General features: G+C 60.0%; 18 protein-coding genes. All 18 read right to left on the bottom strand.

The annotated features are described in order from the left end of the window. Window positions 1-141 precede the first annotated feature (141 nt). Window positions 142-411, bottom strand: coding sequence for a flagellar biosynthesis protein FliQ (gene fliQ, locus B3187_RS07650; RefSeq protein ID WP_024459979.1), 270 nt, complete (start codon window positions 409-411; stop codon window positions 142-144). 9 nt (window positions 412-420) lie between these two features. Next, window positions 421-1,251, bottom strand: a complete 831-nt coding sequence (gene fliP, locus B3187_RS07645) for a flagellar type III secretion system pore protein FliP (protein ID WP_286805530.1) — start codon at window positions 1,249-1,251, stop codon at window positions 421-423. Further along, window positions 1,251-1,589 (bottom strand): flagellar biosynthetic protein FliO, encoded by a 339-nt coding sequence (gene fliO / locus B3187_RS07640; RefSeq protein ID WP_286805528.1) that lies wholly within the window; start codon window positions 1,587-1,589, stop codon window positions 1,251-1,253. Before fliO ends, fliP begins: the two co-directional genes overlap by 1 nt. Then, the gene (fliN, locus tag B3187_RS07635) at window positions 1,589-2,059 is read right to left on the bottom strand and encodes a flagellar motor switch protein FliN (protein WP_024459976.1); all 471 of its coding nucleotides are present in this window, start codon (window positions 2,057-2,059) and stop codon (window positions 1,589-1,591) included. The genes fliO and fliN overlap by 1 nt, the downstream gene beginning before the upstream one ends. After that, entirely contained in the window at window positions 2,043-3,056 is a 1,014-nt protein-coding gene (gene fliM / locus B3187_RS07630) for a flagellar motor switch protein FliM (protein ID WP_286805526.1), read from the bottom strand. Before fliM ends, fliN begins: the two co-directional genes overlap by 17 nt. Window positions 3,057-3,076: 20 nt before the next feature. Beyond that, window positions 3,077-3,622, bottom strand: coding sequence for a flagellar basal body-associated FliL family protein (locus tag B3187_RS07625; RefSeq protein ID WP_286805524.1), 546 nt, complete (start codon window positions 3,620-3,622; stop codon window positions 3,077-3,079). A gap of 214 nt (window positions 3,623-3,836) precedes the next feature. Then, a complete protein-coding gene (locus tag B3187_RS07620) occupies window positions 3,837-4,901 on the bottom strand; it encodes a flagellar hook-length control protein FliK (protein ID WP_286805522.1) in 1,065 nt (354 codons plus the stop codon). 467 nt (window positions 4,902-5,368) lie between these two features. After that, window positions 5,369-5,713: an Hpt domain-containing protein gene (locus B3187_RS07615; protein ID WP_024459972.1), complete on the bottom strand. Its 345-nt coding sequence runs from the start codon at window positions 5,711-5,713 to the stop codon at window positions 5,369-5,371. A gap of 48 nt (window positions 5,714-5,761) precedes the next feature. Then, entirely contained in the window at window positions 5,762-7,492 is a 1,731-nt protein-coding gene (locus tag B3187_RS07610; RefSeq protein ID WP_123637214.1) for an ATP-binding SpoIIE family protein phosphatase, read from the bottom strand. A 90-nt stretch (window positions 7,493-7,582) separates the two neighbouring features. After that, the gene (locus tag B3187_RS07605) at window positions 7,583-7,888 is read right to left on the bottom strand and encodes an STAS domain-containing protein (protein WP_024459970.1); all 306 of its coding nucleotides are present in this window, start codon (window positions 7,886-7,888) and stop codon (window positions 7,583-7,585) included. Between the two features lie 105 nt (window positions 7,889-7,993). Next, a complete protein-coding gene (gene fliJ, locus B3187_RS07600; protein ID WP_286805518.1) occupies window positions 7,994-8,452 on the bottom strand; it encodes a flagellar export protein FliJ in 459 nt (152 codons plus the stop codon). Window positions 8,453-8,455: 3 nt separating this feature from the next. Then, complete coding sequence (gene fliI / locus B3187_RS07595; RefSeq protein ID WP_414673685.1) at window positions 8,456-9,925, bottom strand: flagellar protein export ATPase FliI; 1,470 nt, start codon at window positions 9,923-9,925, stop codon at window positions 8,456-8,458. Next, on the bottom strand, window positions 9,922-10,776 hold the full coding sequence (locus B3187_RS07590; protein ID WP_123637213.1) for a flagellar assembly protein FliH: 855 nt from the start codon (window positions 10,774-10,776) through the stop codon (window positions 9,922-9,924). Before B3187_RS07590 ends, fliI begins: the two co-directional genes overlap by 4 nt. A 57-nt stretch (window positions 10,777-10,833) precedes the next feature. After that, the gene (fliG, locus tag B3187_RS07585; RefSeq protein ID WP_123637212.1) at window positions 10,834-11,877 is read right to left on the bottom strand and encodes a flagellar motor switch protein FliG; all 1,044 of its coding nucleotides are present in this window, start codon (window positions 11,875-11,877) and stop codon (window positions 10,834-10,836) included. A 51-nt stretch (window positions 11,878-11,928) separates the two neighbouring features. Continuing rightward, on the bottom strand, window positions 11,929-13,614 hold the full coding sequence (gene fliF / locus B3187_RS07580; RefSeq protein ID WP_286805514.1) for a flagellar basal-body MS-ring/collar protein FliF: 1,686 nt from the start codon (window positions 13,612-13,614) through the stop codon (window positions 11,929-11,931). A gap of 70 nt (window positions 13,615-13,684) precedes the next feature. Further along, complete coding sequence (fliE, locus tag B3187_RS07575; protein ID WP_123637210.1) at window positions 13,685-14,050, bottom strand: flagellar hook-basal body complex protein FliE; 366 nt, start codon at window positions 14,048-14,050, stop codon at window positions 13,685-13,687. Between the two features lie 150 nt (window positions 14,051-14,200). Then, a complete protein-coding gene (locus tag B3187_RS07570) occupies window positions 14,201-15,829 on the bottom strand; it encodes an EAL domain-containing protein (protein WP_286805511.1) in 1,629 nt (542 codons plus the stop codon). A gap of 8 nt (window positions 15,830-15,837) precedes the next feature. Further along, the coding region (locus B3187_RS07565; RefSeq protein WP_286805509.1) for a hybrid sensor histidine kinase/response regulator at window positions 15,838-17,947 on the bottom strand (2,110 nt) is incomplete at its 5' end.

The following is a 17,947-nucleotide window of genomic DNA, read 5'->3' as shown; positions in this document are numbered from 1 at the left end:
GGGCCAAGGGTGTCCTTTTCAAACCGTCGCTTCATGGATGAAGCGATGGAGCCCCATGGATGGGTTCATGTGTTTTGAAAAGGACACCCTTGGCCCCGGAGGCTCATTGGTTGCTTCGGCGTTTTGTGTGTTCTTTCTGCTCTACCCTATTAAGTTTGGGACGTTGGTGTATAAACGGGTGAACAGGTCCATGAACTCTCTGAGTAGCCAGGGGCCGGCAATCATGACTGAGGCCAGGGTGACAAGCAGGCGTGGCAGGAAGCTCAGGGTCTGTTCGTTGATCTGGGTGGCGGCCTGGAACATGCTCACCACCAGGCCCACCAGTAGGCCGGGGCCGACGATGACGACCAGCATCAGGATGACGAGGTAGAGGGCGTCGGCGAAGATGTCCATGACAACTTCCGGGGTCATAGGGCCTCCTTATACACCGAAGCTGGCGGCGAGTGTGCCGATGATCATGGCCCAGCCGTCGACCAGGACGAAGAGCATGATTTTGAACGGCAGTGAGATGATCAGGGGCGAGAGCATCATCATGCCCATGGCCATGAGCACGCTGGCAACGACGATGTCGATGACCAGGAACGGGATGAAGATGATGAACCCGATCTGGAAGGCGGTTTTGAGTTCGCTGGTGACGAATGCCGGGACCAGGATGCTGAAGGGGGTGTCCTGGGGTGTCTGGATGTCCGGGTTGTCGGCGATGCCGACGAACAGTTCGATGTCGGATTCTCGGGTCTGGGCCAGCATGAACGCGTGGAAGGGTTCGGTGGTTCTCGCCAGTGCAGTCTGGGCGTTGATTTCTTCGTTGATGTAGGGCTGCAGGGCTTCGGCGTTTACGCGTTCGAACACGGGCTGCATGATGAACAGGGTCAGAAACAACGAGAGGCCGATCAGTACCTGGTTGGACGGCGATTGCTGTAGGCCCAGGGCCTGACGCAGGATGGCGAAGACGATGATGATCCGGGTGAAGGAGGTCATCATCAGCAGGATCGCTGGCAGGAAGGTGAACGCGGTCATGATCGCGAGGATCTGGAGCGTGACCGAGTATTCTTCCGAGCCGTCCGGGTTGGTGGTGACGGTCAGGGCCGGTAAGCCGGGAATGGCGGGCAGGGAGCCGCCGACGCCCTGCTCTGCTGGCGGCTGGGTTTCCGGCGCTTCCTGGGCCAGGGCCGGTCCCGCGCCGAAGCCCAACAGGACCAACAGCAGCAGCGAGCAGAAAAAACGGTAGTGAACTGAGGGGTAAGGCTTCATCAGGGCTTGGTGTTCTTGTTCATGATGTTCATCAACCGCTGTTTGAAGTCGCTGCTTCTGACGCCTTGTGCGTCGATCACCGGTTCTTCAAACACGTGCAGTGTACGGATTTGTTGGGCGGTAACGCCGAGCAGCAGCTGCTGACCGCCCACTTCCACCACCAACAACCGCTCACGGGTCCCCAACGGCAAGGTAGCGACCACTTTCATGGCCGACGAGTTCGTGAAGGCACCCTGACCAAAGCGGCGCAGCAACCAGGCAAGGGCGAAGATCAGTGCGATGATCAGCAGCAGGCTGAACAGCACACTTATCAACTGAGTGGCGGCACTTCCTTCCATCAGCGCAGCTTCTTGATCCGTTCGGATGGACTGATGACGTCGGTCATCCGAATGCCGAATTTTTCGTTCACCACCACCACTTCACCGTGGGCGATCAGGGTGCCGTTGACGAGCACGTCCAGAGGTTCGCCCGCCAGCCGGTCCAGTTCAATCACCGAGCCCTGGTTGAGTTGCAGCAGGTTGCGAATGGTGATGGAGGTGCGCCCCACTTCCATGGAAATGGACACCGGGATGTCCAGAATCACATCCAGATCCGGGTTGGTGTTGGGCTGCTCGTCTTCGGTCAGCTCATCCAGGGCAACGCGGTCGACGTCGCGACCAAAGTCCTGTTCCTGCCCGGCGCTGTCCGAACCTGCATCGGCAGTGTCATCGTCGCCCTCATCACCCTGCTCCATCATGGCCGCTTCCCACTCGGCCGCCATGGCATCCTGATCTTTATCGTCGTCGTGGGTATCATTTTCGTTTGCCACTGGAGCCCCCTTCGTTTGCCGTAATGTTATAGGCTGAACTGTGATCAATTAAACCGTGAATTTTCAAAGCCAGATTGCCGCGAATCTGTCCCAATCGGGTGCGGAACATGGGCACACCGTTGGCGGTGACGACATGGTATTCCGGAAACTCCACCGGAATCACATCACCCGCCTTCAGGTTGATGATGTCCCGCAGGGTAATTTCGCGCTGAACAATATCGCACTCAAGATCGACCTGAGCGGCGAGGACATCCTCGCGCAGCGCTTTGACCCAGCGTTCATCTTTTTCGTCGCTGTCACTCTGCAGACCGGAATCCAGCACCTCCCGGATCGGTTCGATCATGGAGTACGGGACCGTGATATGCAGATCGCCACCGCCGCCATCGAGCTCGACGTGGAAGGTGCTGACCACCACCACTTCGCTCGGGCTGACAATATTGGCCAGGGACGGGTTGACCTCTGAGTTCATGTATTCAAAGGTAATGGGCATGACCGCTTTCCAGGCCTCGCCGAGATCGATGAACACCTGATCGAGCACCATCTGCACCACACGCAGCTCGGTCGGAGTAAATTCCCGGCCCTCAATTTTGGCGTGCCGGCCATCGCCGCCGAAAAAGTTGTCCACCAGCTTGAATACCAGGCGCGCATCCAGAATGATCAGGGCATTGCCGCGCAGCGGGCGGAACTTCACCATATTCAGACTGGTCGGCACATAGAGGGTGTGCACATATTCGCCAAACTTCTGGATCTGGATGCCGCCGACGGATACATCCGCCGTGCGCCGCAGCAAATTGAACATGCTGATGCGGGTGTAGCGGGCGAAGCGCTCATTGATCATTTCCAGCGTGGGCATGCGCCCGCGGACGATGCGGTCCTGGGTGGTCAAGTCGTAGGCTTTGACCGGGTCCATCTCCAGATCGTCATCGGTATCGATATCGCCTTCATCGACCCCGTGAAGCAGCGCATCAATTTCGTCTTGTGAAAGTAAGTCTTGCACGAGCGGCTACCTTATGGTTTTTACTGCATCACAAAGCTGGTAAACAGAACCTGTTCGACACCGGGCTGCCCCATCTCCTGCTCGAGAATGGCCTGAACCCGACGCAGCGCGTCCTGACGCAGCAACTCCCGACCTTCCGGTGTCTGCAGGTCTTCAAACTCCTGGCCGCTGAACAGCATGATCAGATCATTGCGAACCCGGGGCAGATGTTGCTCCAGTACTTTGACCACCTCATTGTCGCGCAGCATCAGATTGACTTCGGTCTGAAGAAAGCGCTGCCGGCCACGCACATTGTAGTTGATGACAAACTTTTCCTTCAGTGGAAAGTAGATAGCCTGCTGGCGCGCGGGCTCCAGGGGTTCCACCGGTTCGGCTTCAGCGGTTTCACCCTCGGGCGCCGGCTCATCCGGAGCCAGGAAGTGCAACAGTCCAAGGGTTACCCCTACCGACAAAACCACCAGCAACAGCGCCAGTACAGCCAGTTTGATTTTCTGCTTACGTTGGGTCTTGCGGTCGACTTCCGCCTGTTCTTCTTCGGTCAGCTCGCGCTCATCTTCTTCGGCCATGCCAAAATTCCGTCATTCACAGTGCTTGAAGGGGATAGAGCAAGCCCCGTGCCAAGTCAGGCACGGGGCTTGCGCGGATACTTTGGCACAGGGAAGGCGTCCGGGCAAGAAACAACGAAGGTTGGGTGAAGGTTAGGGGGGAAATGAGCACGGCGCTTCGGGGCGAAGCGCCGTGCGTCCGGCACGTTTCAGCTCAAGGTTAGAGGTGTTCAACTCAAGCGTAGTGGTCCACCAGTCGATCACTGATACGCTGCTCGATCATTTCACCCTCTGGATCATCGGCATCGGAACCCAGGCCTCGACCCGCCGTCCGGCCATCGCTCTCCTCACCCGCCTGCTCCTGGCCTGACTGATCCGAGACATTCACATCCACCAGATCCAACCCCTGCTCCGCGAACATTTCCCGCAGACGGTTGGCGTTCTGGTCCAGTGCTTCCCTGACCGCGACCTGTGGGCTGGTGAAGGTGACACTGATTTGATCCTGGTTGGCGCTGACTCGAACCTGCATGGGTCCCAGGTCCGGTGGATCCAGACGCAACTCCGCCGTGGAAAGCTTCTGAGCGGCCATCCACAGCACTTTTTGGCCCACCGCCTGCCCCCACTGACCCTGCCCCACCGGGACCCGCACATCGGTCTGCACGGTAAATCCCCGCTCGGTCGGAGAGAGCGCCTGGCCGCGGTTGGCCCCATCCAGTTGCGCCAGCGCATTGGCCGGGGACTGGGTCCCATCAAACGACGTGCTGGCCTTGGAACTCGATTGTGTCGAGATATCGGCAATCGCCTGCAGGGTCTGGGCAAAGGCCTCTTTACCGTTCTTGCCTGCCGCGACACTCAACTCCAGCAGCCCCTTCAACTCAAGCCCTTCACCCCCCTTGTCCGCGGAGGCCGTCGCAACCAACCCGGGCAGCAATCCAGTATCGGGGGTGGCCCCCTGTCGTTGGGTGGCCAGCGCACTCAGTTGCGACAGATAAGCGGCGCCATTGCGCCCAATGGCATCGCGGAGGTGGTTGGCATCCGGAAACCGGGTCATCAGCTCGGGCAACGCCGTCATGGGAATGGCTTCCAGGCTCTCGGCCACTTGATCCAGGGGCGCGCCGTCTTTCAGGTCCGACAGCAATTGGCGCAGCGCCTTTTCCAGTTCCGGTGACAGGCTGCCTTCATCCAACTGGACCTTGAGTTGCTCCAGTATGGCGGTCACATCCTCGGAGAGCGCCGCCCAATCCTCTTTGCTCAGATTGGCCAACAGCGCTTTGTCGTCTTTCGTCAGGGTGGTGCTCACATCAGTGCCGCCGGCCGCCCTGGCATCATCGGCCGATGCGGTCGGCTCTTGGGAGGCGCCCTTTTGCGGAGCGTCGTTTGCCTCGGGGCGCCGGGAAGTGGTTGGCCCATCGCTCCGGACGTCACGGTCTTCTGGCCCTCTCTGAGCATTGGCGGGTTCCCGCTGCGCCGCTTCGCGGGGCTCAGTTCGGCGGCTTGGGGCGGTCTCCTCCCGCGAGGACCCCGAGCCGGTGCGAGCACGGTCCGTCGTGCCGTCAAAAACCTGCCGAAATCCATCGCCCTCCGGCGCCGAACGGCGCTGGAGCGACGATGGTTCTGAATTGAAAGACAACAGATTGCTGATTTGCGATTGACCTGGCATCGACACCACTCCGGCAAGGTTAGCGGCAAAGGTTTGCCGCTAACCGGTTAAACTGGGGCAAACGCCCGTTTCTGGGAGGGAAAATGCAAGGTTAGTGCCAGCCGCGTTCAGCCGGCGAAACTGTTCAAGGTGACTTTGAGTTTGGCGAATTCTTCCTGCACGGATACCAGCTGTTGTTCGAGCCCATCGATGTCACTGGCGCGCCCACGCGATTCCATCTCCTGGCATAGATCCGCCAACCGCTCAGCGCCCAGGTTATTGCAGCTGCCTTTGAAGCTGTGCGCCTGACGCCAGACGGTGTCGCTATCCTGCGCAGCCAGGGCTCGCTGAAGCTGGCGAATACGCTCTTCCGAGTCGGTCAGAAAAGTATTGATCAACACCGGGAACTGATCGTCCATCACCTCCTGCAGCGTCGTCAAAACTTCTCGATTGAGATGGGTTTCCGAACTCATGGGGCGCGCCTCTGGTTGGTCACTTTATTGGCCACTTGTCCGCTCGTATCAGTCATCGGAACTCCATGAAAATACCGCTTCTACCCGGTTACCTTCACTGGGATACTGGACAGCATCGCACAGTTTTTCAACCAGAGCGAGCCCTCGACCGGCGTACCCCAGGGCCTCTCCCGGCGTGGCCACGCTTGCCTCATCCCGACCATCAAATCCGGGACCACTGTCCTCTACCGCTATGCGTAACACCCCGCCCTCTTCGGTGGTGCTGTGGTGGAGATGGATGCGAATCAACCCCTCGCTGACGTCGTCGAGGCGCTGCTGGCGGATTTCATAATAGTGGGCGAACCCCTCCGGCGTTCCCTTCAGCCCGGAGTCCAGCCCCAGAATGCCATGCTCAAGGGCGTTGGAATACAGTTCGGACAGAATGGTGTACAGGGTGCCGCTGTGCTGACGCAGACCGGGCACCTCCACCAGAATATTCAGCAACAGGGGCATGGGATCAAACTGGCGGAAACTGGCCGGCAGGATATCAAAATTCATAGTCCATTCGGACAGGGTGGAGCGGTTGCGCCGCTCCGCTTCGGCGGCCACCGCATTGACTTTTTCCGGCCGGTCCATCCGGATTTCCACCAGCGACAGGTCATCGTCACGCTCCCCTTGGCCGACAAACTGCTGGACCCTGGCCAGGATGTCATCAAACAGGGCGTCATCGTTTCTGGCGTCGGCGCCCCGGTGTTCCGCAAACACCGCCTTGAGTCGCTCCTCACCAAACATTTCGCCCTCGGGGCTGCGAGCCTCATGGATGCCATCGGACCAGAGATAGAGACGATCCCCCCAGGCCAACTCGTAGGTTTCCATGTCATCCTTGAAGGCGCTGTTTCCCAACACGCCCAAGGGTAAGTGGGTCGAGGTAATCGGCTGCGGCGGTTCATTGCCCTGGCGGAGAATATAGCCAGGAGGCAGGCCACCACTCCAGACCCGTATACGCTGGCGTCGAAAATTGATGTCCGCCATGGTGGCGCAACAGAAAATGCCGACCGGCAGAATGGTTTTCAGCTTGTGGTTGATTTCCCGCAGGATATCGCTCATGGCGAACCCTTTGGACACCATCCCGTAAAAAGTGGAGGCGAGCGGAATGGCGCCCACCGCCGCCGGCAGGCCATGGCCGGTAAAATCACCCAGCAGTACCATCATGCTGCCCCCCGGACGCATACCGGCGACCAGAATGTCGCCGTTGAACACCGCCAGTGAGGACAGGTAGTAGCGGACATTGTTGGAGTCCAGACAGCCACTGTGGGCAATGTTGTCAAACACCTGTTTGGCGACCGTCTGCTCCTGCAGCAGGTGCTGGTTGTGACGGCTGATCTGATCGCGCTGATCGAGGATGGTGGTGTGCATGGCTCGCATGCGATTGAACGCGCGAATTTTGGCCTGGATTATGACCCGGTTGTAGGGCTTGGACAGAAAATCGTCACCCCCGGCATCCAGGCACTGAACCAGGGATTCGGTATCGGTCAGAGAGGTCAGGAAAATGATCGGTACCAGGGCCTCACCCGCGAGGGCCTTGATCCGCCGCGCGGCGCCAAAACCGTCCAGGTTGGGCATCAGGGCATCGAGCAGGACCAGGTCCGGTCGCTCGCGCTCGAACTCCGCTACCGCTTCCCGCCCGTCCCGGGCACTGATCACCCGATGGCCGTCGCGGGCGACAATGGCCTGCAGAATCTGGCGATCCGTGTCGGAGTCGTCAGCAATCAGGATGGTCAGCGGACTGTCGTCGGTCATGCGCAGCGTCTCCATTCGCGCCCGGGGCGGCCGGTGGCCGCCCGGCCGAAGCCGATCAGAACATCAGGGATCGGCCCCTTGGGTACCCGATTACTGGATATCGAATAGCTGTTCGAAGTTGGATATGGTCAGAATCTTCCTGACATCCGGGCTGCAGTTGCGGATTTCGATGCTCGCCCGATCGCCCCCGGCGTGATCCCGTAGCAGCAGCAACATGCCCAGGGCGGAGCTGTCCAGGTAGGTTGTTTCCTGAAGGTCCACCCGATAGCGCTCCGGCGCCTTATCCAGGCGCTCGTAGGAGCCCCGGAAATCCTGGTGCGAGCTGAAATCGAACCGCCCCTGGATGTAGATGGTGAGCAGGGTTCCGTCGGATGACAGGGTGGAGGTTATCGCCATAACTGTTTCACATCCTTTCTGACACGTTATTGTTCAGGCCAAGCCTTCGAGCAAAAGCATTCCGGCACAGAGCGACCCTAAGCATAGCGTAATTCCCCTGCCCCGTCAGCGTTTTCGGCCGGGACCCGTCCGGCCCATACGCTGGGCCGCAAGATCGTCCAGCTCGCGCTGCTGGCGCTGCTCAAGGACGGCATTTTCCTCGCTGCGCATGCGCGCAATCATATCTTCCAGCGAGCGGCGGCGGTGGTATTTCTCCTGCCACCGCTGTCGGCACTGCTCCAGGTACTGACGCACCTGGGCCAATTTCTGCTCCTGCCCACCCAGCGCCTCGCCCAGGCGCTGCAAAAAACCACTGTAGCTCATCAGCGACTGGGCATCGACGCCCCGGCGCTGCTCGCGATAATCCGCCAGATACTGGGCCCGATAATCCTGCAGCTGGGCCAGTTGCCCCTCCTCCTGCTCCAGTTGCTGCCGGGCTTCCCCGAGCCGGGCGGCGGCGGCCTGTTCTTCACGCTCCGCCACCATCAAAACCACCTTGAGTCGTTCCGAGCGCTGCTCCACCATGATTTAGCGCTGTCCCCGGCCGCTGTGCTGCGCTGCGAGCGCGCCACGGCGCGGGCCAGGACCGGCGGGCCCATTGCCGGGCTGGCCGCGCCCCTGGGCCGCACCCGCTTGGCCCGACGGCTGCAGGGTGCGCTGCAGGTGATTGATGCTTTCATCAAGCTGCACCGCCTGCCCCAAGCCCTGCTGGATAAATGCCCGCAGGTGGGGGAAACGTTCAATGGCCGCATCGGTTTCGGGGTCCGCCCCGGGGGTATAGGCGCCGATGTTGATCAGGTCCCGGTTCTGTTGATAGCGGGACAACAACTGTTTGAAGCGTTGCATGGACTTCAGGTGGGGCTCAGCAACGATATTGGGCATTGCCCGGCTGATGGAGGCCTCCACATCAATGGCCGGATAGACGCCCTCCTCCGCCAGGCGGCGGGACAGGACAATGTGGCCATCCAGAATGGCACGGGCGGCATCCGCAATCGGATCCTGCAGGTCGTCGCCCTCCGATAGCACCGTATAGAAAGCGGTAATCGACCCCTCGCCCCTGGCCGCGTTCCCGGCCCGTTCGACCAGCTGGGGAATTTTGGCAAACACCGAGGGCGGATAACCTTTGGTGGCCGGCGGTTCGCCGATGGCCAGGGAAATTTCCCGCTGCGCCTGGGCAAAGCGGGTCAGGGAATCCATCAACAACAGGACATTCCGCCCCTGGTCCCGATAGTACTCGGCAATCCGGCTGCACAACTGGGCCGCCCGAAGCCGCATCAGAGGCGCATCATCCGCCGGCGAAGCCACCACCACGGCGCGCGCCATCCCCTCGGGCCCGAGAATATGATCGATGAACTCCTTCACCTCACGGCCCCGCTCGCCGACCAGTCCGACCACCACGACATCGGCCGTGGTGTATTTGGTCATCATGCCCATCAGCACACTTTTACCAACGCCGCTGCCGGCGAACAGACCGAGTCGTTGTCCGCGCCCCACAGTAATCAGGGCATTGATTGCGCGTATTCCCACATCCAGGGGTTCGCTGATCGGGTGGCGCTTGAGCGGATTGATGTCATGGGGTGCAAAGTCGAGAAAATCGTCACCCCGCAGGGGACCGGCGTCATCCAGAGGTTGCCCCAGGCCATTGACCACCCGGCCCAGCAAACGGGGGCCGACACGCATTCCCTGATGGGAGGAAATGGGAATCACCCGGGCGCCGGGCTGCAGACCTTCGACGCGCTTGACCGGCATCAGGTAGACAATGTCGTCGTCAAAGCCGACCACTTCCGCCTCGATCTTCCGACCGTCCCGATTGATGACCTGGCACTGGCGACCGACGGATACGTTGAGGCCGACGGCCTCCAGAGTCATGCCCACCGAGCGGGTCAGGCGACCTTCGGCTTCCGGTTTGGGCGCCTCGGGTACGCCGACGGGGCCGAAGCCGCGCAATCGGTCCAGCAGCGACGAGCGAGGCCCGGGCGGTGCAGGTGCATCGCTCACGGGGTTTCGTCTCCCGAGGACCGGCTGTCATATTCGTCACCGTCGGGCTGCACAGCGTCGCTCATATCGTCTTCGTCGCTCATCGCGGAGTCACTGCCCAATTGGCGATTCACAAATGCATCCAGTTGCTGAGCCAATCGATGCTCAATGGAGAAGTCGACTTGGCTTTCCTTGGTTTCCACCCGACACCCCCCGGGCAACAGTGCCTCATCAGAGTGAAACGTCCAGTCCAGGCGGTGCTCTTCAGCGTAGGCTTCCACCAGGGCGAGATCATCGGGGTTGAGGTAGATATGCAGATGTTCCGCACCGGCGGGCAATGCGGCCACGGCGGCGCGCACCGGCTCCATGATATGACTGGAGTCCGTCAGCAGTTCCCGTTCTACCAGGCTGCGCGTTAACGCACATACCGTGTCGAGCAACCACTGTTCCAGGGCATCCTCCTGCTCCGCCAGGGGCTCCCGAATGGCCTGTACCAGATGCTGAAAGCGCTGCTGCTCAGCGGCCAATTTCTGGCGCATCTCTTCCCAGCCTTTCTGCTGACCCGCCTCATAGCCTTCGGCTCGGCCCTGCTCAAAGCCGGCCTGGTACCCCTGCTCTCGCCCTTCCTGCTCGGCGGCGTCCACCAGGCGCTGCATTTCCTCGGCACTCAAGCCGCTGCTGCCGCCTTCGTAATCCACGTCTTCAATTTTTTCGCCCTTGCGCCGCTCTTCGTCCTCGGCGCGTTGGCGCGCTTCGCGCTCGGCGCTGGGCAGTACGCGGTCCTGTTCACCGTGAATCGGCGGCAGTACCCAGGCCTGATAGTGCTCAAGCTCTTCGGCGGGAATCCGGTTGGCAAGTTTTTTGGTGGTCATGGTTACGCCGCCGTTGGTGATGCGTCAGGAACAGAATCGGAAACAGGCCCGGCGCGATTAAAGCATTTTTTCGCCACTGCTGCTGAGCACAATTTCGCCGGCATCGGCCATGCGCCGGGCAATGGTGAGGATCTCTTTCTGGGCGGTCTCCACTTCGGACAAGCGCACCGGCCCCTTCACTTCCAGATCGTCGCGCAGCAGTTCGGCCGCGCGCTTGGACATGTTGCTGAAAATCTTGTCCTGAAGCTCGTTGTCGGCCCCTTTGAGCGCCACAATCAGCACTTCGGACGACACCTCACGCAGCAGCATCTGAATGCCCCGGTCGTCCACATCCTTGAGGTTGTCGAACACGAACATGAGGTCCTGAATCTGGTTGCCCATGTCCTCGTCCAGCTCCTTGATGGAATCCATCAGGTCGGCCTCGATGGAGCCTTCCAGGTGGTTCATAATTTCCGCCGCGGTCTTGTAACCGCCCACCGCCTTGGTCTGGGAAGAGGCGCTGCCGGTGAACTGTTTTTCCAGAATGTCGTTCAGTTCCTGCAGAGCGCTGGGCTGCACTGTATCCAGGGAGGCGACCCGCATCATAATATCCAGGCGCATCTTTTCGCTCAGATAACTGAGCACTTCCGCCGCCTGGTCAGGGTCGAGGTAGGACACCACAATCGCCTGAATTTGCGGGTGCTCATTGCGGATGACATCGGCCACGGAACGTGGCTCCATCCATTTGAGAGTGTCCAGACCGGTGGTATTGCCGCCCAGCAAAATACGGTCGATCAGGCCGCTGGCCTTGTCTTCGCCGAGGGCGGTCACCAGCATGTTGCGGATGTAGGCGTCGGAGTCGGTTCCCAGACCGGTGAGGGTGCGCACTTCTTCGAGAAAGTTGGTCAGGACGGCCTGGACATCACTCTGCTGGACGTTTTTCATCTGCGCCATGGCGCCGCCGATGCGCTGAACCTCCTTGGGGCCCATATGACGAAGCACCTCCGCCGCATCGGCCTCGCCGAGCGACATCAGGAGAATGGCCGCCTGATCCACATGATTCAATTTCGATGTAGGTTTGGCGGGGGCGTTTTTTTCCGCTGCAGGCGCTTTTTCAGCCACGGGATTCCTCTCTCACTCAGTTGACGGGCTCACTCGGTCGACGGGTATCGATTAATCGTCCCGGTTGATCCAACTTTTCACCACTTGGGCAACCCGCCCCGGATCGTCGGCCACCAGCCCTTTTACCGCGTTCAATTGCTGCTCGTAGCTTTCTTCCGGCCCTGGCAACCCGAGTGCGCCGCCGGTCAGGGTAACGGTTTCGTCCGACAGGCCATCATACCCACCCAATCCGGACTGTTCCAGCGCGGCCAGCTCCCGGGCTTCCTCTTCTTCCGAGGCACGGCCCCCAGTCCGGGCCAGACTCTTGAGCACCGGACGCAAAAGGCCGAAGATCAACACGGCCAAGACCAACAGACCGGCGCCCTGCTTCAGGTAGGGAAACAACCAGGGTTGCTGCCACCAGGGCAGCTCCGGAGTCGTAAACTCTTCGAGACTGCGGGCCCGAAACGGTGAATTGAGCACATTCACGCTGTCACCCCGGGCGGCGGAGAAGCCCACCGCATCGCGCACCAACAGCTCCAGGCGCTGAAGTTCCGCATCGGTCCAGGCGACCCGGGTTTCATTACCCGCCTCATCCAGCTCAACCTTGTCATCAACGACCACTGCGACCGACAGGCGATCGACCTGGCCCTGTTGAAAACGGGTATAGCTGATAGTCCGGTCCAGCTCGTAGTTGCGAGTCGCGCGCTCGCGCACTTCGCGCGGAGAGTTTTCATTGACTGGCTCACCGGTTTCCGGATCGATCTGCTCCGGAGCTTCCGCGGCGCCGGGCGGCTGATTGGTCAGCGCGCCGGGAATGCCGCCCTGATCGCGCCCGGTAGTGGACTCGTTCATGATCTGTTCGCTGCGGATGGCCGGCATATCCGGATTGAAGGTTTCCGCCGCCTGCTCAGTCGCCGTAAAATCGACATCGGCACTGACTTCCGCCCGGAAGTTTTCGGTGCCCAGCACCGGCTCTAGTATCCGGTTGACCCGCTGTACCAGCCCTTCTTCCACCCGACGGGTGTACTCGCGCTGACGATCCGCCATCAACAACTCGGAATTTTCCTCTTTGGCGGACAGCAGTTCACCGTGCTGATCCACAATGGTCACCGCGTCGGCGTTAAGCTCGGACACACTGGAGGCCACCAGATTGGTAATGGCTTTGACCTGACTGGCGTCCAGAGTGCGTCCGGGATTCACATCCAGAAACACCGAGGCACGGGGCTCCCGCACATCACGGACAAACACCGAACGCTTCGGCACCGCCAGATGTACGCGGGCACTGCGCACGTTATTCATGCTGGAAATGGTACGCGCCAGCTCGCCTTCCATCGCGCGATGGTATCGGGTGCTCTCCACAAACTGGCTGGTACCCAAAGGCTGCTCTTGGTCCATCAACTCGAAGCCTGTGGTGTCATCCCGGGGGATACCTGCCTGGGCGAGTCGGATACGTGCTGCGGACAAGTCGTCCACCGCCACCAATAAACCGCCCGTGGCCGGGTCTATCCGAAAAGGGATCTGGGCCTGCTCGAGTACCGTGACGACTTCGGGGGATTCGCTCGGGTCCAGGGAGGGCAGCAAGGGGCGATACTCTTCTCCCTGGGTCCAGAGCACCACGGCAAAGCCGATGGCCACTGCCGCCGCCAGGCCCACCATCAGGCCGGCCTGACGCACCAGATTCAGGTTACTGAAGCCTTCGATCAGATCGTTCCCCGGACGCTTGCGACCGCCCCCGTTGGCGGCGTTATCGTCCATTGTTGAATCAGCTGCAGCCATGTCAGTGTGTCTCGTTATACGTTGTCAGAATCAGGGGTGGCACCGAGCATCAAATCGGCATGTTCATGATGTCGCGGTAGGCTTCAACCAGCTTGTTGCGTACCTGGAGCGTTGCCTGAAAGGCGACGCTGGATTTCTGGGAGGCGACCATGACGTCGGTAATGTCCACCCCCGGCTCGCCGCGTTCATAGGCCGCCTGTAGGGCGCCAGAGGCCTTCTGGGTGTCGTTGACTTTGTTGAGCGCCTGGGCCATGACCTCACCAAACCCGGGAACCTCCCGATTGGCTTCGGTCCGCAACCCGGGCTGCCCCTCACCCACGGGGTTAATGCCCTGGGGTTTCTGGAACGCCTGGGTCTGGGATTTGAGGGAGCGCATTTCCACCAGGAGGCGGTTGATGTCAACGCGATCGGTCATGGTGTTTCCCCTGCGACAAAAATTTGGCGAATCGGCCGGTTTTCGGCTTGCAAGGGATCATCTGCATAAAACGGGCCAATTTGGCTCAAAACCGGCCAAGTATTGCCGCTGAACACCGGGGCAGCTCCTGAAGGCGGTGCTCCCGGATTGTCAGGTCATGGACCGATTGACACGTTCGATGAGGGTTTCGCGGTTATAGGGTTTGACCATGAAGCCGGTAGCACCGGCGGACATACTGTCCTGCACCACCGTTTTGGTGTTGACCCCGGAAATCACCAACACCGGGGTGCGGGCGAAGACCCGAGTGCCGCGCAGCCGCCGCAGCAGATCCAGCCCGTTCATTCCGGGCATTTCAATGTCAATCAGAATCAGGCTGGGGCGCAGCTCCCGGAGGGCATCCAAGGCTTCCTGAGCGCTGGCCGCCAAATGGGGCTCAAAGCCCTCTTCCCGCATGATCCTCGCCTGGACCTTACGCTGAAAGTCGTTGTCCTCAACTATAAGTACCGGCCCCTTGGTGGCCGATGCCGCTTTGCCGGAGGTGGACTCCTTAATAGCACTGGCATTGAGGTGGGGAAACAGCTGCTGCCGGGCCTCCCCACGCCACAGGTTCAGCCAGTCACCGACCTTATCCGCGCCCAGAGGGCGGGCGATAAAGTAGCCTTGCGCCTTGTGACAATCGTGCTGGCGCAGAAAGTGCCAATCTTCTTCATCCTCGACACCCTCGGCGGTAATTTCCAGACCCAGTTCCTTGGCCAGGCCCATGGCGGATTCAAACATCACCCGAATGCGTCGGTCCTGACCGGCGGCATGGACGAAGCTACGATCCAGCTTGAACTGATCAAAGGGAATGTCCCGAATCTGGGCCAGGGAAGCGTGCCCGGTACCAAAATCATCAACGGCCAATTTGAATCCCTTCAGGCGGAGACGGGTCAGGTTATCCAGCACGATTTCCGGGCGGCGCATGGGCCGGCTCTCGGTGATTTCCAGAATCAGGTCCCAGGGCTTGAGGTCCGCATCCTCCAGGGCTTTGAGCAGCCAATCGGTAAAACTCAACTGTTCCAGGTTTTCCATGGACAGGTTCACCGACTGGGCACAGTGAATACCCTCCTTTTGCCAGCTTAACGACTGCTGCAAGGCCTCGCCAATCACCCAACGGGTCAGCTCATCAATCACGCCGTGCTCTTCGGCCAGGTAGATAAACTGATCCGGCATGACCCGCCCTTTTTCGGGATGTTGCCAACGCACCAGAACCTCGAGACTGGCCAGCTCGCCATCAACCAGTGAAACCACCGGCTGATACTCATTGAAGAGCTCATTGCGAGTAATCGCATCGCGAAGCTCCTCGGCGGTGACGGACTGATTATTTCTCGCCAATCGCGCCGGAGCCTGGCTGAGTAGCTTGTCCATTAACAGCCCGAGCTCCCGATCGTCCACCGGTTTGGTCAGATAGCCCAGGACCGGGATATTGTGCGCATGCACCAGATTCTGCGCCGTGCGCAACAGGCGTTCATCCTCACCACTCAACAGGATAAGTTGCCCGACAAACCCCAGCTCCACTAAATGCCGGACCACTTCAATGCCATCCATGTCCGGCATTTTCAGATCCAGAATCATGACGTCCGGTGGCGTTTTCAACGCGCGCAGAACATCGACGGCTTCTTGCCCACCAGTCACTTCCTTGATCATCACATAACCGAGTTTGTTCAAAAGGCGGCTGATCAGGCGACGCATAAACTCATCGTCATCCACCGTCATGATTTTGACGTGCTTTTTATTCATTGGCTCTCTCATCGCCGCTCACTCAAATAGATTTGCACCTGCTGCAATGCCGTCTGGACACGACGCCACTCAACCTCAAAATTATTCAGTAATTCACTGGCCAGGGATTCGTCTTTTTCCGCCCCTCGTCCCCAGCGCTCCAAAGCCAGAGATCGATCCGCCAGTGCCATTGCGCCCACAGACCGGGCCGAAGACTTAAGAGAATGCGCCGCGTCGGCCACACTCTCCCAACGGCCCTGACCGGCGGCTTCGCGCAGTCGGGCCACCAGCTCGTCCGAGCTGGTGCGAAAACTTTCCACAAACTCCGCCAGCAGCTCGTCATCGCCCCCGATCAGATCCTGCAGAACCCTCAGGTCCAGGGCCTCGGAAACCAGTACGACGCGACCGCTATCGGTACAACGGATAGCCGGCTGTTGATCCGACAGATGGGTCCAGCGTTCCAGAGACGTTTTTAGCGTATCTAACAACACCGGTTTTATCAGATAGTCGTCGAAGCCCAGCTGTTCGCAACGCTCCGCCTCGCCGGTGACGGCATTGGCGGTCAGCGCCAAAATCGGCACGGGGCTGACTCCACCCTGTTCCGCTTCCTCCCGACGAATGGCAGCGGTTAATGCATAGCCGTCCATCCCCGGCATATGCAGGTCAGTCAACACCAAGGCATAACCATGGCCTACTTGATGCCAACGGCGCAGTGCTTGGTGGCCATCGTCACACAGATCGGCGGCAAACCCCAACATGGCCAACTGCCGCTGAATCACTCGCTGATTCGTTTCGTTGTCTTCCGCCACCAGAACGAGGCGGCCCTCCAGCCGTGCCTGCTCGCGCTCCGGCACAACGGCCTGGCCAAGGCGGTGTTCTGGTTTGGGCTCGGTGACTTCCTGACTCTGTCGCCCAAGAGCGACAGCCGCTGCTTGAAGAAAGGCCAACCGGGAGAGGCTGTTACTATCAATGCCAAACAGCCCCATCCCCTCTTCCCGCATCCGACGCCGGTAACCACGCCCAATCAATAGCCAATGGTAGTTCGCTGGCCGCACGGGTACCGCAACCTCCTCGGCCCACCGGATCGACCCGGCACCTTCAAGCCCCGTATCGCACACCAGCAACCATAACGCCGAATCATGGGTGGCAGCCTCGGGTACTTCCTCGGGCCGATAGACGCGAGCGCCAGCCGCCCGCAGGTAAGCCGACCAATCCTCCCCCTGATAGTCGGGCCATACCACACAGCAGGCGTCCTGCAGATCCGGTACTACGGACACCGGCGTCTCGTCCGCAATGATCGGCAAGCGCACCGCCACCCGGAACTCTGAACCTTTCTGCGGCTCACTTGACACTTTGATATCACCGTCCATAGCTCGCACCAGGCTGTAACTGATGCTTAACCCCAGACCGGTACCACCATACTCGCGCGTGGTAGAAACATCCCCTTGCGAGAAGGGGCTGAACAGACGGGCCTGGGTGGCGGAGTTCATGCCGATGCCGTTATCGATCACATGAAAGGAAAGGTCCACCACCTCCTCCGAACGGCCACTCATATACAGGCGGACCGCCACCTTCCCCTGCCGATCCAGTTTGGAGGAAAACTTGATCGCGTTACTGAGCAAGTTCATCAGGACCTGGCGCAGGCGGAGCTCATCCCCCAACACTTGGGCGGGCAGTGCCGGGTCCGTATATACTGTCAATTCCACATCCTGATTGAGCGCCATCCGATCCAACAATAGACAGACACTGCGCACCAGGGCTGCGGGGGAAAATGCAACCGGAGCCAACTCCAGCTTGCCTGCTTCGATTTTCGAGAAATCCAGAATATCGTCCACAATTCCCAGCAAGGATTGAGCCGACTCACGGATAATGTCCACCATTTCTACCTGATGACCCCGCAGGCTGGTCTGATGCAGCACATCCACCATCCCCACAATCCCGTTGATGGGCGTCCGGACCTCATGGCTCATGGTGGCCAGGAACTGGGATTTGGTGGCACTGGCCAGCTCCGCCAGCTCCCGTGAGCGCTCCAGCTCCTGAATACGCTGCTGCTCTTCTTCCGCACGACGCCGCTCGGTCACATCCTGAAAGTACACGGCAAGACCGTCCGAGGACGGGTAGGCATTAACCGAAGCCCAG

Source organism: Marinimicrobium sp. UBA4209 (genome assembly GCF_002381585.1).
Lineage (GTDB): Bacteria > Pseudomonadota > Gammaproteobacteria > Pseudomonadales > Cellvibrionaceae > Marinimicrobium > Marinimicrobium koreense.
This window is presented reverse-complemented; position numbering and strand designations above follow the sequence as displayed.

Coding starts and splice junctions, on each gene's coding strand:
- B3187_RS07590 (WP_123637213.1), bottom strand. CDS start 10,776: ATGACCACCAAAAAACTTGCCAACCGGATTCCCGCCGAAGAGCTTGAG.
- fliF (WP_286805514.1), bottom strand. CDS start 13,614: ATGGACGATAACGCCGCCAACGGGGGCGGTCGCAAGCGTCCGGGGAAC.
- B3187_RS07615 (WP_024459972.1), bottom strand. CDS start 5,713: ATGAGTTCGGAAACCCATCTCAATCGAGAAGTTTTGACGACGCTGCAG.
- fliQ (WP_024459979.1), bottom strand. CDS start 411: ATGACCCCGGAAGTTGTCATGGACATCTTCGCCGACGCCCTCTACCTC.
- fliO (WP_286805528.1), bottom strand. CDS start 1,589: ATGGAAGGAAGTGCCGCCACTCAGTTGATAAGTGTGCTGTTCAGCCTG.
- fliJ (WP_286805518.1), bottom strand. CDS start 8,452: ATGGTGGAGCAGCGCTCGGAACGACTCAAGGTGGTTTTGATGGTGGCG.
- B3187_RS07610 (WP_123637214.1), bottom strand. CDS start 7,492: ATGACCGACGACAGTCCGCTGACCATCCTGATTGCTGACGACTCCGAC.
- B3187_RS07625 (WP_286805524.1), bottom strand. CDS start 3,622: ATGGCCGAAGAAGATGAGCGCGAGCTGACCGAAGAAGAACAGGCGGAA.
- B3187_RS07605 (WP_024459970.1), bottom strand. CDS start 7,888: ATGGCGATAACCTCCACCCTGTCATCCGACGGAACCCTGCTCACCATC.
- fliP (WP_286805530.1), bottom strand. CDS start 1,251: ATGAAGCCTTACCCCTCAGTTCACTACCGTTTTTTCTGCTCGCTGCTG.
- B3187_RS07570 (WP_286805511.1), bottom strand. CDS start 15,829: ATGAATAAAAAGCACGTCAAAATCATGACGGTGGATGACGATGAGTTT.
- fliE (WP_123637210.1), bottom strand. CDS start 14,050: ATGACCGATCGCGTTGACATCAACCGCCTCCTGGTGGAAATGCGCTCC.